Genomic DNA, 14,963 nt, shown 5'->3' on the forward strand with positions numbered 1-14,963 from the left:
GCCTGCTCCCGTCCGACCGGTGACGGCTGCGGCTGCGGCCGCGTGAGCCGCCCACCTCCCCTTCCCCGCTGGTCACTGCATGCGGCTACTGGCTTACCGTGGCATGCGAACGATCAGGGAGGTGGGAAATGGACCGTATCGGCCCCTACACCGTCGAGCGGGTGCTCGGCGCAGGGGGAATGGGCGTCGTGTACCGGGCGCGCTCGCGGGGTGGGCGTCTGGTGGCGGTGAAGGTCGCGCGGCCGGAGCTGGCCCAGGACAGCATGTTCCGGGAGAGATTCCGGGCCGAGGTGAACGCCGCTCGCCGCGTGGGCGCCTTCCACACGGCGCCGGTCGTCGACGCCGACCCCGACGCCGAGCTGCCCTGGCTGGCCACCGCCTACATCGCCGGCCCCACCCTGGCGGACGCCCTGGACGCCCAAGGCCCCATGAACGAGCAGGCGTTGCGGGCGCTGGGTGCGGCACTGGCAGAGGCGCTGCAGGCAATCCACGCCTGTGGTCTGGTCCATCGCGATCTGAAGCCCGGGAACATCATCATGGCCGTCGACGGACCGAGGGTCGTGGACTTCGGTATCGCACGCGCTACAGAGGACGCACGGCTGACGGTGCCCGGCGCCAGCGTCGGCACCCCGGGCTTTCTGGCTCCGGAGCAGGCCGAAGGCCATCCGGTGAACGGAGCGGCGGACGTGTTCGCGCTCGGTTCCGTCCTGGTCGCCGCCTCCGGCGGCAGCGCCTTCGGGCACGGGACATCGATGGCGCTGATGTACCGCTCGGTCCATCACGAGGCCGACCTCACTGCCGTTCCCGTCGCCCTGCGACCCGTGGTCGAGGCCTGTCTGGCGAAAGAGCCGACGCTGCGCCCGACTCCGGAACACCTCCTGGACGTCTTCACCGCCTCAGCTGCGGCGACGGCGGGCTACACGCCCACCATCCTGTCCGCGCCGTCCATCCCGCCGCCCCCGCTCTACCCCCCGACCGTCACCACACCACCCGTGCCCGCCCCTGACGAGAACCCGTCCCAGGGCGCCGAGTTCCTGGCCATGGACCACAAGAACGCCGTGATCGCGGACGTCCACGGCATCTCCTTGGGAGTCAACGGCCGCCCGGTCGACTTCCCCTGGCCGATCGTTCACACGGTCACCCACCGGGAGACCGGCCGCGGCTACGGTCTCACCGTCACGGTCACCCTCACCGACGGCCAGGCGCGCCGTTGCCGCGTGACCACCAAGGACGAGGACCGGCTCGACACCTGGATCGAGGAGCTCGACGAGGTCATCGCACGCTACTGCCCCGCCGGTTGAGGGCCCGGCCCGGCACGAATTCCCCTCGGCGCGTCCGGCGTGCCCGGGGACGGGCCACGCGTATACCCCACAACCCGCAACTGCGCCTTATTGCACTGGAATTGGCTCCTCCGAGTACGGCCGCGCGTACCCTGCCCTGCAGGGACAGCACATGCGACGGGGGCGCCATGAAGGATTTCTACGAGCTGTACCGTCACGCCGTCGACGACGTGTGGAAGGGCTGGTGGGTCTCCTGGCCGCTGTCCCGGCGCGTCGCGCTCGGCGACGTACTGGAGAACGCGGACGGCAGGGTCCGGACCGCGGGCACGCTCGCCGACCGGGGTATCGGGTTCGATCCGCGTCCGGGTACGCCCCGCAACGCCTACAGACACGACGCGCAGGGTTCCGTATCGGTGGCCCTCAAGGCGGCGGGATCCGCCGCGGACGGCTTCGCCTCCCTAGCCGTCGCCGACGCCGGCGCCCGGATCGGGTTCACGAAGGGCGACACCGCATTCATCGTCTACGACGGACTGACCGAGACCACGGTCGCCGATGCGCGGGGGCTCGCCACCGCGCTGGTGAGCCGTGGATGGGACGACTGGGACGGGTCCCTGCTCGCCGTCACCGGCGTCGTCGAGGCGGCCTCAGGGACGGTGCTCACCACCGTGGAGAGCGGGGGCTACGCCGAGCTGCGGGTGAAGGCGGGTGCCGGGCCGGTACAGCCGGTCCTCGCCGACCTCGCGGGCAGCGCGTCCATCGAGGGCCGCCGTGCGCTCGGCCTCGAGTGGCTGGGCAGCGATCTCACCCCCTTCTTCCAGGTGGTCCGACTGCGCAAGGGTTGGTTCGGCAAGGTGAAGAAGGACTACGGGCCTCGCCAACCGGGTCGCGGTGCCGCCCCCGTCCCCGTCCCGCCCGTGCTGCTGGAGGAGGCGCAGGACGATCCGAGTGCGGTGCTGGAGGACGTTCCCCCGAGCGAGCAGCCTCCGCTCGGTTTCGTCGCCGCGTAGGCAGTTCGCGAGGATCATGATGGCAAGCGGCGCACACCCCGACGCCGGTTCGGACGAGATAGAACTACGGATCGCCCTGGCCGCGGACGGCTCGCCGGGTTATGTCGTTCACCTGTCGGCGCAGGGCGGTTGCGCGATGTCCGCCGACCTGGGTCCCCTGGAGGAGATCGGCGAACTCTCGAAGGTCTTCGAGGCCGGGACCGGCGAGGAGGATCGCGAGAGCGCGGGCGAGCAGTTGTACACGGCCCTGCTCGGCGGGGCTCTCGCGCGGGAGTGGCTCTCGGCGGCTGGGGAGGGTCTGCGAAGACGGGTGCGCCTGGAGGTGGAACCTCCTGAACTGCGCGTTCTTCCATGGGAGTTGCTTCGCAACCAGGGCAGCTGGCTGTGGCGGCGTCCCGAAGTGGTGTGGAGACGCGGCTGCGGGACCGGCCCGCGGGGCCCCGCCCCTGATGCGGAGCTCGGTCCGCTGCGGGTCCTGGTCGTGATCTGCACTCCGCCCCATGACGACCGTCTGCTCGCGGAGCAGGAACTCGCCACGGTGTCGGGGGCGTTGGAGCGATCGCCCGGCCGTACCTATCTGGAGGTCCTCGACGCTCCCGCGGACGCCGCGGTGCTGGCCGAGCGCATCGACCGACTCCAGCCGCATGTCGTGCACTACATCGGTCACGGAATGCCTCGGGCCGGAGTGGGCAGTCCCGTGCTCGTCTTCGCCCCGGCCGAGGCGGGACGTTCGGGTGTCGGTACGTGGGAGTTGGAAGCCGGGGCGATCGCCGACCTGACGACATGGAAACCGCTGCTGGTGGTACTCAACGCCTGCCACACAGGCAAAGCCGATCCGGCCGACTGGGTGGGCGGAATGGCTCAGGCGTTCCTGGCCGCAGGAGCCAGGGCCGTCGTTTCGATGCAGGACGACATCGCCTCACCGTGTGCCGTCGCCTTCTCGCGCACGTTCTACGAACAGCTGGGCGCCGACCGGCCTGTCGACGAGGCCGTGGCCGCCGCACGCTCCGAACTGGCCAGGCGTGCGCCCAGGAGCGGGGCGTGGGCACTGCCGGTCCTTCTGACGTCGGGTGATCCGCGGTCCGTCCTCCCGATCGCGTACGCGCCGCCGCCCACCGCCTCTGTGCAGGACATTCTGCGCTGTAAGCAGTACGTCGACCTCGGGCGGTTCGTGGGACGCACCGACGAGCGGCGGCAGGCCTGGTGGGCACTCGACCGTCCCGGGCAGTCGCCGGACAGCGCCGACCGCCCGCTGCTGGTGATCAGCGGCCACTCCCAGGCCAACTTCGCTCGAACGGGCAAGAGTTGGCTGACCAACTGGTGTCTGATCACGTGGTTCCTGCGCGGGCACCGCGTGGTCTCGGTCAACCTGGGTGCGCAGCCGGTTCCTTCGCTTCAGGTCGGTGACTCGAACGCGTACACCAAGCACAAGGACTGGCTCACCACGCTCCGGCTGATCCGGCAGGAGGCCACCTCCCCGGACCAGCTGTGTCCCCTGCCCGCGCAGGCCTTCGGTGAGTTCAACGCCGTTCTCAATCACCTGGTCGAGGCGCCGGTCCTGCCGAACGGCACCCTGGAGCCGGCCGACGACGAGGGACGCCGGTTCGACGACGAGATCGGCGACCCGTACGACCGACGCAAGGAGCGCATCGTCGGCGCGTTCCTGCACGCTCTGCAGAAGGCGAGCGATGGAAGGCCTCTCGTCATCGCCCTCGATCACGCCGAGAGCATCATGCAGGGCGCCTTCACCCAGGTGCTCTACAAGTGGCTGGTGCGCCCCATCGCCTACGGGCAGGCACCGCCCCTGCGCCTGATTCTGGTCGCCCCGGACTCGTGGGTGGGTCCGACGCTGCCCGAGGCGGACTCTCACATGATCACCCGCGTGAGGGTGGGCGACTTCGACAGCGCGCAATTCATGCGGCTCGCCCGGCTGTACGGCAGTCGTCTGGGCGTCCCCACGGATGACACGGTCGTCAGAGCGCTGGAGGGAATTCACCAGGCCCTGAATCAGCATTTCAGTGTGGAACTCTTCGCGCAGCTGGCAGGGATTCTGCCTCAATGGGGTGCGGCCGATCTGCAGGGGGCATGGCGATGACCGACGTCCTGGCGGAGATCGCCCGCCGGCTCGCCTCGGGCGAGAGCCTGGAGGCCATAAGCCGTGCCCTGCGCCCGGCGCACTGGACAGCGGTCCTGCGCGCCTGCGCCGTCGCCCGCACCTTCGACGCGGCCCTGTACCAGGAAGTGCTGCGTCCGCACGCCCTCGCCCAAGAACCGGCAACTCCCACGCTGGAGGAGCTTGTTCGCGCCCACGCGGTGGAATCCGTCGGCTCAGAACCGGGCAGGCTCGCCCTCTCGGAAGCCAACCGAAACGCCTACTTCCTCGATTGGGCCCAGGAGTCGGCCGACGGAGTGATGCCTGCCGAACTCCTGGCACTGGAGAACAAGATCGCCGCAGTCCACCGCCGGGCACGCCACCACGCGGAGGAGGTACGGCATCTGCTGACGGCCCGCCCCGAGGATGCCCTCGCGCTCTTTCGCGAGCGGTTCGCGGCGGCCGACGCCCGGCGCGACTTCGCCGCGTGCCAGGATCTGGTGGACGCGCTCGGAGATCCCGACCGGCTCCCGTTCGCCGACCCGGTGATCTCCGAACTGCGCCTGGACCGCGCCGGATACGTGCGCGCACGCGACCACTGGGCAGCGGACTACTCGCGTTCCGCCCAATTCCTGCAACCCACCGGGCTGATCCGGAACGCCGAACGGCTGCTTGCTGGACAGCGGCGGGTCTGGCAGATGTACGCCCCCGGAGGAGCCGGCAAGACCATGCAGCTGCGCTGGCTGGTGGCCCGGTTCTGCGTACCGGAGGAGCACGATGTCCTGTGCGCTCGGATCGACTTCGACGTCATCAACACCCACGCGGTGGGCCGCCATCCCTGGCTTCTGCTGCTGGAGATCGCCGAGCAGTTCGAACTCAGGCTGCCGGGCCGCGCCTTCGAACGGCTCGACTCCTATGCCGCGTACAGGGTTCTCCTCGACCGCCGCTCCTCCGCCCCGGCACGGGAAGTCTCCGCACGCATCGACGGGCTCGACGCCGAGGCGGTGGAGCAGGAGGTGCTGGAGACGTTCGCGGAGCGTCTCAACCGCGCACGCCCCGATCGTCCGGTGGTAGTGGTCGTCGACACGCTCGAAGAACTCTTGCTGCACGGCCACGGTGAGACAGAGCGGACGCTGCGGATGTTCGGCCGGCTCCTCCAGCTCTGCCCGAACCTCCGGTTGGTCCTCGCCGGCCGCTACAACCTGCGGGAACACCTTCCCCAAGCGCTCAAGGCCTTCCCCCGCAAACAGGTTCAGCACATCCAGGTCCGCAAGTTCAACCAGGCCCAGGCGCACGCCTATCTCACGGGTCTGAGGGGCATCACGAACAGCGCGCTGGTGCGGGTCGCCGCGCGCAAGGCCGCGGGGCTTCCCTTCACACTGGCGCTGTTCGCGGATCTCATCGAGCAGGATCCGACGATCGGTGTCGAGGAGCTCCAGGCTTGTCAGGAGCCCTTGGTCCGCTATCTGATCGACCGGGTGGTCCGGCGCATCGACGACCCCGCGGTGCGCTGGCTGCTGCGCTACGGGGTGATCCCCCGGCGGCTGCGTCGAGAAGACGTGTTCACCGTGATGCGCCCCTGGTTGGCCCGGGGCATCACCGACAGGTCCGAGGCCGACGACCCCCGTCGGGACGACCACCACCTGCAGGGCAGCGACGACGTCTTCCCCTTCGCGGCCACCGAGCCCACCGACGAGGAACTGGACCGCGCCTGGCAGCGGCTGCTCGACTACGCCGGAAGCTCGTCATGGGTTTCACGGCACGCGGGTGATGACGGCACCGTCATCTTCCATGCCAAGGTGCTGGCCCCGATGCGCCTGCTGGTCTCGAGCCATCAGGTCTTCAACCAGCTGCATCGGGATTTCGTCGCGCGCTTCGACGAGCTGGCGAAGGCGCGCCCCGAGCAGTGGGTCACCTACATGAAGGAGGCGACGTACCACCGGTTTCAGGCGGGGGACCCGCATGCCGCCCAGATGTGGGCGAGCGCCGTCCAGAGGGTGAACGAGGACGGCAGCCGGTCGGAGCAGATCCTGGAGCTGTGCGAAGAGGTTCTCGGCGACGAGTACCTCGACGAAGGGCTGCCCCGGCTCCGCGCCGACGAGCAGCCCCTGATCAGTCACAGATCTGTCGCCGACGCCCACCTGGCCATCGCCGCGGTGGCGGCACGCGGATATCTGGACGTTCCCTCCGTCAACCCTTCGGACCCCGCTTGGAACGAGGTCGAACGCAGGCTCGCATCGGTGCGCGAGCTGCGCCTGGCGACGAACGAAGCGTTCGACACCCGGGACCGCGAGGCCTATCTGCACGCGCTCGTCCTCTACGGCCGCGGCCACGTCGAAGAGGCGGCGCGGGTCGTTCGCAGCAGCCTGGAGGCGGGAGTCGGTGACGAGTTGCGGGAAGACCTGCAGGTGCTGCTTTCCCGTATCCAGGTCCGGGCGAGCGATCCGCGGGCCGAAGCCAGCTACCGAGCCGCGATCGACACCGCGCGGACTCGAGGTGTGGTCGAGAGCGAGGCACGGATCTCACTCGAACTGGCGCAGAATCTTCAGGATCAGGGCCGCATCGATCAAGCCGTCGTGCTCCACAACCAGGTGGGCTCGATGATCGGTTCGCATGTGGTCTCCACGAGGTTCCAGAACCGCGCGTTGCTGCGCAGAGCGGGTGCCGAGATCGCGTCGTTCTCTCCGAGTGCCGCGCTGTGCACACTGCGGGACGTCGACCTGAGGCCGCTGAGTCCCACCGAACGGGTCGACGCCTGCATGGCCGAGGCACGGGCCCATCTCCTCCTGGGGCACTCCGCGCGCGCTTTCGAGGCCCTGCGCAGAGCGGAGGAGACGTGCCTGGAGGAGATCCACGACTCCACCCGCTACCACGGTCTGGCGGAGGTCGCCGTGCTTCGCGGAGTCACCCAGGGGCGGCTGCTGGCGGTGGACGAAGCGGAGCGGTCCTTCGCGCGGGCGGCGGGACTCTGGAGCGATCTGGGGCACCCGGACGGCCATCCCCCCACCCTTCTCCAGTACGCCCGCTTCCTCGCTCGCTCCCTGGGTGATCTCCACCGAGCCGCCAACACCCTCGACCAGCTGCGGTCGGTGGACACCACAGGTGAATTCGCCGTTCCCACGGCGCTGTTGTGGCGCGAACTCGCCCGCCGGGGCTACGACGTGCACGACACCTCACTCCTGGACGTCCCCCTGCGCTCGCGCAAGGACCTGCTCGACGGTGGTGTGGCCGCGGTCGTCGCCGACCCCTCACGCGCCCTCGCCCTGGCGAAGGCACTCGCCGCCGTGGAGCCGCCCGAGGCCCGCCTCAGCGCGCTGAGCGCCCTGGCGGGGTGCGGCGCTCCCGAAGGCGACCCCGAGCCCGAACTCGAGCGGCTTCGCCCGCTCTTCGCCTCGTTGGCGGACGGGCCGCGGACGAACGTCGATCACTGTCTTCGACTGGCCGCGCTGGCGGAGTTCGAGCGCGTGTCGGGTCGCCACCATGAGGCGACCCGGCTGGTGGCACAGGCCTACCCGGTGCTCACGGCATCGGCGGACCACGGTGATCCGCTCCCCGCATGGACCTGGGCGCAAGCCCAGATTCGCGTGCACGGGGTCCCGGAGGGGTCGGTCAGCCGCTCGATCTGCGTCAACGCCACCGCAGCGCTGCCTCGCCTGCTGCAGGCAACGGCGCACTGGCTGCAGGCCCTCACGGAGAACGACGTCGGCGACAAACGGGCCTTGCTGATCCATGCCTCGGAACAGGTGAGCGAGGTGCACCGACCCTCTCTGTGGGCGCAGTACATTCTGAGATCGATCGCCCTCGTGAACGATGACGAGGCGACCCTCCAAGCGGCGCTGCGTATGTCGGCCTCCCTCGGCTACCCCCCGGAGGACGACTCCGCGCCCTCGGTGGAGCTCGCGCGCTCCGCACACGAGGACGTGTACGACGTGGACGCCTCCTTCCGGATCACCGCGGCACCGTTGCCCACGGCTCACGCCCTGTACGCGAACTGGCGCAATGCCGTGTCCGCCAATTCCGCCTCCCTTCGCCAACGAGCCTTCGGCGTCCACCCGGTCGACACCGTGCGGATCCAGGCCGACGACGCCGGATTGCACGCCTTCCCCTGGGAACTCACGCTCGGATCCGAGGAAACCGCCCTGTACCGCACGCTGCCCCAGGCTGCCGAGTCCGTCGACGTGCGGGCGGTCCAAGCGGTACTCAACGCGGGTAGGGCAGACAGGAAACTCGTGACCGACGGCGTTTGGGGAAGCATGACCCAAACGGTCGCCGCCAGCGCGCTCGGAGCCGCCTTGGCCGTGGTGGGCGGACCGATCACGGTCACCGCCATGCCCATGCTGTGGAGTCTCGTGCGCATCGCACGCAAGAGAGCTCAAAAGCTGTCCGGAGCGGGAACGGTCCTGGTACTGCGCGACGAGCCGGCCGAGATCGACGCGTCGCCCTTGTCCCCCACCGCGGTCCGTCTGGCACTCGGCGGCTATCGGATGCACGGCTTCGATGTCCGGGAGATCCCCTCACTCGCCGGTCTGCCGACGCCGAAAGGCTCGCCCGCGGTCGTACATGTGCGCGCCCCTCTCCGGCTCAAGGGCGGCAACCTGCCCTGCTTCGAGCTGGCCGCCACGCACCTCAGCCACGGGGAACGCCTGGACCGGGCGGCCATGGGCGCCGATCTGACGCCGGATCGGCTCGCGGAATGGCTGGCACGGTTCGAGCCGGGCACGCAGCCACTCGTCGTCCTCGATCCGCCGCTGCCCGCATCCCCCGCCGACATTCCCCTGCAGGTGGTCCTCCGCAACCTGTTCGCGGCCACCCTCTTCGCCTCCGGATTCGCACCGGCCGTGCTCGGTACGGGACTGACCGCGCGGTCGAGCGGCGGCCAGACAGAACTACTGGCGCGAGCCGCCCTCGGAAAGATCTCGCTGCTGGATCTGTGCACGCACCTGCGTCGTCCGCCCGACGGCACGACAGCAGACTTCGCGGACGCGGACTGGGGCGACGGCATCCTGGAAGCGGCCTGCGTCACGCTGTTCGCGAGCCCTGCAGCCCTGAAAGTCTCCGAACCCGAAACGGCCCACGTTCCATGACAGCCACCTCCCTCACCGGTGACCTGCTGCCCGACCCCGGCTACCGCGCCCGTCGGGAGGCCGAAGTACGCCACCTCACCAGCGGACTGCAGGCCGAACTGGACGACTGGTCCCTCACGGCGAAGCACAGAGGCCCGCTGGAGAAGCACCGATCCCAGATCGAGGGCGCCGTACGAGTCGTGTCCGGGGCGCTCCTGCGCCTTCAGGAGCTGCCGCCCGTCGAGCGCGAGCGGCGCGCCCCCGAACTCGTCCTCGATCTGCATCACCTGTGGGACTTCTTCCGCAGCAAGCTACTGGCCCGCCGCATCCCGCGCTACAAGGCCTTCCTCGACGCGGCGGACGAACTCGCCTGGTCCGTCTACGACCCCGTGCGCGGCGCCGCCCCGAACAGCATCGCCCTCAAGGAACCTCCACTCGCCTTCCCGAACCGGCAACCCGTGCCCTTCGCCGCTCCCCGGGGCAGCGACTTCGAGGAATTGCTCCCGGCCGGCAGGCAGCGGACGCGTGGCGGACGTCAAGCCAGCCGGCACCTGCCGTTCCCGCTCATCGGCATCCCCTGGTCCGCGAGCCACCACCTGCCGACGCTCCTGTCCGTCGCACATGAGACCGGCCATCACATCGAGGACGACTTCGCCCTCACCCAGTCCCTGCGCACCCGGCTGCGGGAACACTCCGGGCTTTCGGAGGAGCGCATCGCCCTCTGGGAGCCATGGCTGGGCGAGGTCTTCGCCGATGTGTGCGCGACGCTCGCGTGTGGAGAGGCCTATGTGTGGGCGCTCGGCGACATGATCACCGCCGCGGGGGCAACTACCGGGACAGGCACGGAATCCTATCCGCCGCCCCGACTGCGCTTGCTCGTCTGCCGAGCCGCACTCGACTCCGGCCCCCTCCCCGGTACGCGCGCGCTCCCCGCCCTCGGGAGCCAACAGCCGGGAGACGGGGAAGCGGAGGCGGTGGTCGCCGCGCTCGCAGGTGCGGGCTTTCCAGAACTGGGCGGGGCCAGGCTCGGCTCGCTGATCGGCCTGCGCCGTACCGGCGGCCTGGAGGAGGCGATCGGCCGGCTGCTCACCGGTCTGGAGTCACGCCGCCGCGATGTACCGGGCGTGCTGGCAGCGGCGACCCTGGCCTTCGTCCACAGTCCGCAGAAGTACGACGAGGAGTGTGTGGGTGACCGCGCCCTCGGCGAAGTGCTGGCCCTCGTACCCGACGGCGCGCGTGCGGCCGCGCTCCCCGACGCCATGCTCGCTCAACGCGACAGCGCCGCCGGCCGGGATCTGCTCGATCTCCTCGCGTCGGAAGCATGACCGCCGCAGGCGGTCGCTGACAGTGGGCCCCAGGCATCTACCGGACTCGGATCGGCCGCCGCACGCCACCGCCGGTCCTCGCCAGGTCCTCAGCCATCGCGCCTTCGGCCGACATAGACGGTGTTGGCCGCGGTCCCGCCTTGAAGCGGGTTGTCGAAATCCACCACGTGTGCGGCGGTCTCCGCGAAGACCCCCGCGAATACCGAGATGAACTCCTCGTCCGGTGGGTCGTTCGACCACAGCGCGAATACTCCGCCTGGATAGAGCAGTTCGGCCAGCGCCGCCAGGCCGGCCGGTCGATAGAGCCCGGCGTGACTGGGATGCAGGACGTGCCGCGGCGAGTGGTCGACGTCCAGGAGGATCGCGTGGAAACGGCGTCCAGGAGTTTCGGGGTCCAGACCGCGCGGCGTCGCGCCGGCGTCACCGGCCTTGTCCTCCACGGCCCCCGGAGCGTCCGTTCTCGTATCCTCCGCGGACGGTGTTCCGCCCGCCGTCGCGCTCCCGGCGACCATCGCGAAGAAGTCCCCGCGCACCAGCCGGCACCGGGGGTCCGACGACAGTCCCGCGCCCAGCGGTACGAGCCCGCGCCGGTGCCAGTCGATCACCTCGGCCAGCGCGTCGACGACGACGAGCGAGCGCACGCGCGGATCGTCCAGCGCCGTCCGGGCCGTGTACCCGAGGCCGAGTCCGCCCACGGCGACGTCGAGCCCGCCCTCGGGGGGCAGCTCCGCCAGGCCGAGTCTGGTCAACTCGACCTCCCCGGTGGTGAAGAGACTGGACATCAGGTACTCGTCCCCGAGCTTCACCTCGTACACGTCGTCGCCCGACAACGGATCTCGCCGACGACGCAGGCTGATCTCGCCCATGGGCGTCGGCCGCCAGTCGATCTCCTCGAAACGTGCGCTCATCCGGTGTCCTGCTCCCGATCCTCGTACGACCTGCTCGGGCCGAGGGACAGCCCCTCGCGCCGACGGCCTCGGCCGGACGGAACTACGCCAAAGGCGGGCGTCATACCGTCCGGCTCGGGCCCGATGCCCCGGAGGATCTTCACACGGATCGCGTCCGGGAGGGCGGGCAAACGGCCGTACGGCACCGTGTTGCCCGGTCGGTCCGGCCGCTCCGCCGGAGCAGACCGTGGCGCGACCACCGAGGACGGATCATCCGCCGCCCGGGGCGCGCGGCTGGTCCATTCGGGAGAGCCAGGTCGTGAGCAGCGTTTCGAGCGCCTGCGCCTCGGCGCGAGTCAGCAGATCCAGGAGCTGGTGTTCATTGCGGATGTGGTCGGTGAACGCCTGGTCGATGAGTTCGAGTCCAGGCCCGGTGAGGGCGACGATCCGGCCACGCTGATCGTCGTCCGAGCGGCGGCGCGTGACGAGTCCGGCTCGCTCCAGACGGTCGATCCTCTTCGTCATCGCGCCCGTGGTGACCATGGTGTGCGCGGCCAGCTCGCCGGGTGCCCGTTCGTAGGGCTCACCGGCGCGACGCAGTGCGCACAGGACGTCGAACTCTCCCTCGCTCAGGCCGTAGCGACCGTAGACGAGGCAGAGTTCTTCGGTGAGCCGGCCCGCCAGGCGGTGCAGTCGGCCGATCACCCCCTGCGGGGATACGTCGAGGTCGGGCCGCTCGCGGCGCCAGTCCGCCTGGATGCGGGCCACACGGTCCCGTGGTTGCCGGTCTTCCATGAACACCAGGATAGCTTCCACAGAAGCTATATTATCTTCCATGGAAGCTAATGCACGATGGGTGGCGGTGACCGCGATCGCACCGGTGGCCTGGGGGACCAACTACTTCGTCACGCACGCGTACCTCCCCGCCGACAGCCCGTTCTACGGCGCCGCCGTGCGGGCCCTGCCCGCCGGCTTGGTCCTGCTGGCCCTGTGCAGGCAGCGGCCGCGCGGCGCCTGGTGGTGGCGGTCGGCGGTGCTCGGGCTACTGAACGTGAGCGTGTTCTTCGTCCTCGTCTACGTCGCCTCCCAGCTGCTGCCGACGAGCGTCGCCTCGACCGTCATGGCCGTGTCCCCGCTGACGATGATGCTCATAGCCTGGCCTCTGGTGGCCGAGCGGCCCCGGACCGCCCACCTGGCCGGTGCCGCCATCGGGCTCGCCGGGGTGTGCCTCATGCTGCTCACCGGTGCGCAGCGGGTGAGCTGGCCCGGTGTTCTCGCCGCGACCGCCGCCGTGCTCGTGTCGTCCTTGGGTCACGTGCTGGCCAAACGGTGGAGCGCCGACACCGATGTGCTCGCCTCGACCGCGTGGCAGCTCATCGCCGGAAGCCTCTTCCTCCTCCCGGCCGCCATGGCCGTGGAGGGCGCTCCCCCGGCCTTCTCCACCCCGGCGCTGCTCGCGTTCGGCTATGTCACCCTGGTCGCCACCGCGCTGGCCTTCACCGCCTGGTTCACCGGGCTGCACCATCTGCCCGCAGGGAGCGTAGGCCTGATCGGACTGCTCAACCCCGTCACGGGCGTGCTGCTCGGCACCGTGGTCGCGGCCGAGGTGCTGACCGTTCAGCAGCTGGGCGGACTGATCCTGGTCCTGGCCGGGGTCGTGCTCGGCCGCCCCGCGCGCAACGGCCCGCGCGGCAAGGGTCAGACACCCGCCGATCCCGTCTCCGCCGGGAGTCCCGCGCGAGAGCCGTCTTCTTGCGCTCCCCGCTGAGCATGTGGGGCTCCCCGCGCGCAGATGCCCTTCGTACGGCGGATGCCGATGCGCGTGCGGGGAGGAGCCGTGGAGCGGCCTGGGCCGAAATGGGTTTCGTGCCGTGCGAGAAGCGCCTTACCGTGGCGCGGTGACGACTCAGATGATCATTCTCAACGGCGGATCCAGTTCGGGGAAATCCGGGATCGTACGGTGCCTGCAGGCCGAACTGCCCGATCCGTGGCTGGCGTTCGGGTGCGACTCCTTCGTCGACTCCATGCCCGCCAGGATGCAGGGATCGGACGGAGGGATCGATGTCGCGGCGGACGGCGGGGTGAGCGTCGGAGCGGAGTTCCGGGCCCTGGAGGTGGCCTGGACGGAGGGCATCGTGGCCATGGCTCGTGCAGGCGCCAGGGTCATCATCGATGACGTCTTCCTCGGCGGAACGGCTTCCCAGCGGCGGTGGCGGACGGCTCTCGGCGGACTGGGCGTGTTGTGGGTCGGCGTCCGATGTGAGAGTTCGGTCGCCGCGGGCCGGGAGGTGGCGCGAGGAGATCGCGTTCAGGGCATGGCGGCGTTGCAGGCGGAGGTGGTTCACCAGGGCGTCTTCTATGACCTGGAGGTGGACACGACACATACCGAGTCCCTGGCGTGCGCGCGAGCCATCGCGGCCCGCGTCATCTGATCGCCGGCCGGGCTCCTGGCTGCCCGCCGACAACCCCACGCCGCGCAGGCGGCTGAGGCGGCTGAGGCCGCACCAGTACTGGGGGCCTCCCCCGACACAGCGCGAGGAGTCTCGCCGGCGCTCCCAGGCGAAGGTGGGGACGGGCTCCGGCCATGGACCGGCGGGGACGTGACCCGTCCACAGTCCGTGGGACCGATTGAGGTCTTCTCGGCGATGTCACGGTTGCAGTGTGTGACGAGGTGCCGGTGCCCGCTCGCGGCCTAGTTCTGCGGTGCCAGGCTGCGCAGGACGTCGAACTCGTTGCCCTCGGGGTCTGCCATGACCACCCAGGTTCGATCCGAGCCCTGGCCCACATCCGTCTTGGTGGCGCCGAGGCCGAGCAGTCTGGTCACCTCGTCCTCGGTGCTGCCGTCGATCGGGCTAACGTCGAGGTGCAGCCGGTTCTTCACGGTCTTGCTCTCGGGCACCTGGATGAACGTCAGAGAGGGCGACATCTGACGGGCCCGAACATCCTCGACCGTCGGCACCCAGGAGCCGATCTCGACCTTGCCCTCGCTCCGGTCGATCACCTTGAAGTCCAGGACCTCGCACCAGAAGGCCGCGAGCCTCTCCGGATCGTGGCAGTCAACGGCCAACTCGGTGAACCTACTTGTCATGACTCTCCCAGATAGTGCGGACAGGGCTCAGGGTATGCCGCCCGTGCCCGGGCGAAGCTGCTGCTCGAACACTGCGAGCGTCTCGGGCCTCGCAGGCGTACCCGCGCCCTGGGGCCGAAGGCTCGTTGTCAGTGGTCGACGCTAGCGTTCCGCGCATAGTCGCACTCGGCCAGGGACGGACTCCCTGGCCGAACTGTGCTCCCATCTTGGTTCTTGACGCG

The 14,963-nt window shown here is 69.9% G+C and carries 10 protein-coding genes; 7 read left to right on the top strand and 3 right to left on the bottom strand.

Features of this window, described 5'->3' with window-relative positions; genetic code table 11:
- Window positions 1–128: 128 nt before the first annotated feature.
- The 5 genes from ACFWBT_RS11860 to ACFWBT_RS11880 all read left to right on the top strand — a co-directional run bounded on the left by ACFWBT_RS11860 (window position 129) and on the right by ACFWBT_RS11880 (window position 10,767).
- On the top strand, window positions 129–1,301 hold the full coding sequence (locus ACFWBT_RS11860) for a serine/threonine-protein kinase (RefSeq protein ID WP_385698425.1): 1,173 nt from the start codon (window positions 129–131) through the stop codon (window positions 1,299–1,301).
- Between the two features lie 167 nt (window positions 1,302–1,468).
- Window positions 1,469–2,287, top strand: coding sequence for a hypothetical protein (locus ACFWBT_RS11865; protein ID WP_385698427.1), 819 nt, complete (start codon window positions 1,469–1,471; stop codon window positions 2,285–2,287).
- Between the two features lie 19 nt (window positions 2,288–2,306).
- Window positions 2,307–4,382, top strand: coding sequence for a CHAT domain-containing protein (locus ACFWBT_RS11870; RefSeq protein WP_385698429.1), 2,076 nt, complete (start codon window positions 2,307–2,309; stop codon window positions 4,380–4,382).
- Window positions 4,379–9,463 carry a tetratricopeptide repeat protein gene (locus ACFWBT_RS11875; protein WP_385698430.1) on the top strand — a complete coding sequence of 1,695 codons (5,085 nt, stop codon included), beginning with the start codon at window positions 4,379–4,381 and terminating at the stop codon, window positions 9,461–9,463. The genes ACFWBT_RS11870 and ACFWBT_RS11875 overlap by 4 nt, the downstream gene beginning before the upstream one ends.
- Window positions 9,460–10,767, top strand: a complete 1,308-nt coding sequence (locus tag ACFWBT_RS11880) for a hypothetical protein (protein ID WP_385698433.1) — start codon at window positions 9,460–9,462, stop codon at window positions 10,765–10,767. The genes ACFWBT_RS11875 and ACFWBT_RS11880 overlap by 4 nt, the downstream gene beginning before the upstream one ends.
- Window positions 10,768–10,856: 89 nt before the next feature.
- On the opposite strand, the gene ACFWBT_RS11885 is transcribed toward ACFWBT_RS11880, so the two are convergent.
- Window positions 10,857–11,675 (bottom strand): spermidine synthase, encoded by an 819-nt coding sequence (locus ACFWBT_RS11885; protein WP_385698434.1) that lies wholly within the window; start codon window positions 11,673–11,675, stop codon window positions 10,857–10,859.
- 249 nt (window positions 11,676–11,924) lie between these two features.
- Entirely contained in the window at window positions 11,925–12,449 is a 525-nt protein-coding gene (locus ACFWBT_RS11890; RefSeq protein WP_385698437.1) for a MarR family winged helix-turn-helix transcriptional regulator, read from the bottom strand.
- 40 nt (window positions 12,450–12,489) lie between these two features.
- Here ACFWBT_RS11890 and ACFWBT_RS11895 point away from each other — a divergent pair, with 40 nt between their 5' ends.
- Both ACFWBT_RS11895 and cpt read left to right on the top strand, forming a co-directional pair.
- Window positions 12,490–13,422: an EamA family transporter gene (locus ACFWBT_RS11895; protein ID WP_385698440.1), complete on the top strand. Its 933-nt coding sequence runs from the start codon at window positions 12,490–12,492 to the stop codon at window positions 13,420–13,422.
- A 130-nt stretch (window positions 13,423–13,552) separates the two neighbouring features.
- Window positions 13,553–14,086: a chloramphenicol phosphotransferase CPT gene (gene cpt, locus ACFWBT_RS11900; RefSeq protein ID WP_385698441.1), complete on the top strand. Its 534-nt coding sequence runs from the start codon at window positions 13,553–13,555 to the stop codon at window positions 14,084–14,086.
- Between the two features lie 260 nt (window positions 14,087–14,346).
- Here the strand turns inward: cpt and ACFWBT_RS11905 are convergent, their stop codons facing one another.
- Window positions 14,347–14,742 carry a VOC family protein gene (locus tag ACFWBT_RS11905; RefSeq protein WP_385698444.1) on the bottom strand — a complete coding sequence of 132 codons (396 nt, stop codon included), beginning with the start codon at window positions 14,740–14,742 and terminating at the stop codon, window positions 14,347–14,349.
- Between the last annotated feature and the right edge of the window lie 221 nt (window positions 14,743–14,963).

Source organism: Streptomyces sp. NPDC060027, assembly GCF_042737005.1.
Lineage (GTDB): Bacteria > Actinomycetota > Actinomycetes > Streptomycetales > Streptomycetaceae > Streptomyces.

Coding starts and splice junctions, on each gene's coding strand:
- ACFWBT_RS11865 (WP_385698427.1), top strand. CDS start 1,469: ATGAAGGATTTCTACGAGCTGTACCGTCACGCCGTCGACGACGTGTGG.
- ACFWBT_RS11905 (WP_385698444.1), bottom strand. CDS start 14,742: ATGACAAGTAGGTTCACCGAGTTGGCCGTTGACTGCCACGATCCGGAG.
- ACFWBT_RS11875 (WP_385698430.1), top strand. CDS start 4,379: ATGACCGACGTCCTGGCGGAGATCGCCCGCCGGCTCGCCTCGGGCGAG.
- ACFWBT_RS11860 (WP_385698425.1), top strand. CDS start 129: ATGGACCGTATCGGCCCCTACACCGTCGAGCGGGTGCTCGGCGCAGGG.
- ACFWBT_RS11895 (WP_385698440.1), top strand. CDS start 12,490: ATGGAAGCTAATGCACGATGGGTGGCGGTGACCGCGATCGCACCGGTG.
- ACFWBT_RS11880 (WP_385698433.1), top strand. CDS start 9,460: ATGACAGCCACCTCCCTCACCGGTGACCTGCTGCCCGACCCCGGCTAC.
- ACFWBT_RS11890 (WP_385698437.1), bottom strand. CDS start 12,449: ATGGAAGACCGGCAACCACGGGACCGTGTGGCCCGCATCCAGGCGGAC.
- ACFWBT_RS11885 (WP_385698434.1), bottom strand. CDS start 11,675: ATGAGCGCACGTTTCGAGGAGATCGACTGGCGGCCGACGCCCATGGGC.
- ACFWBT_RS11870 (WP_385698429.1), top strand. CDS start 2,307: ATGGCAAGCGGCGCACACCCCGACGCCGGTTCGGACGAGATAGAACTA.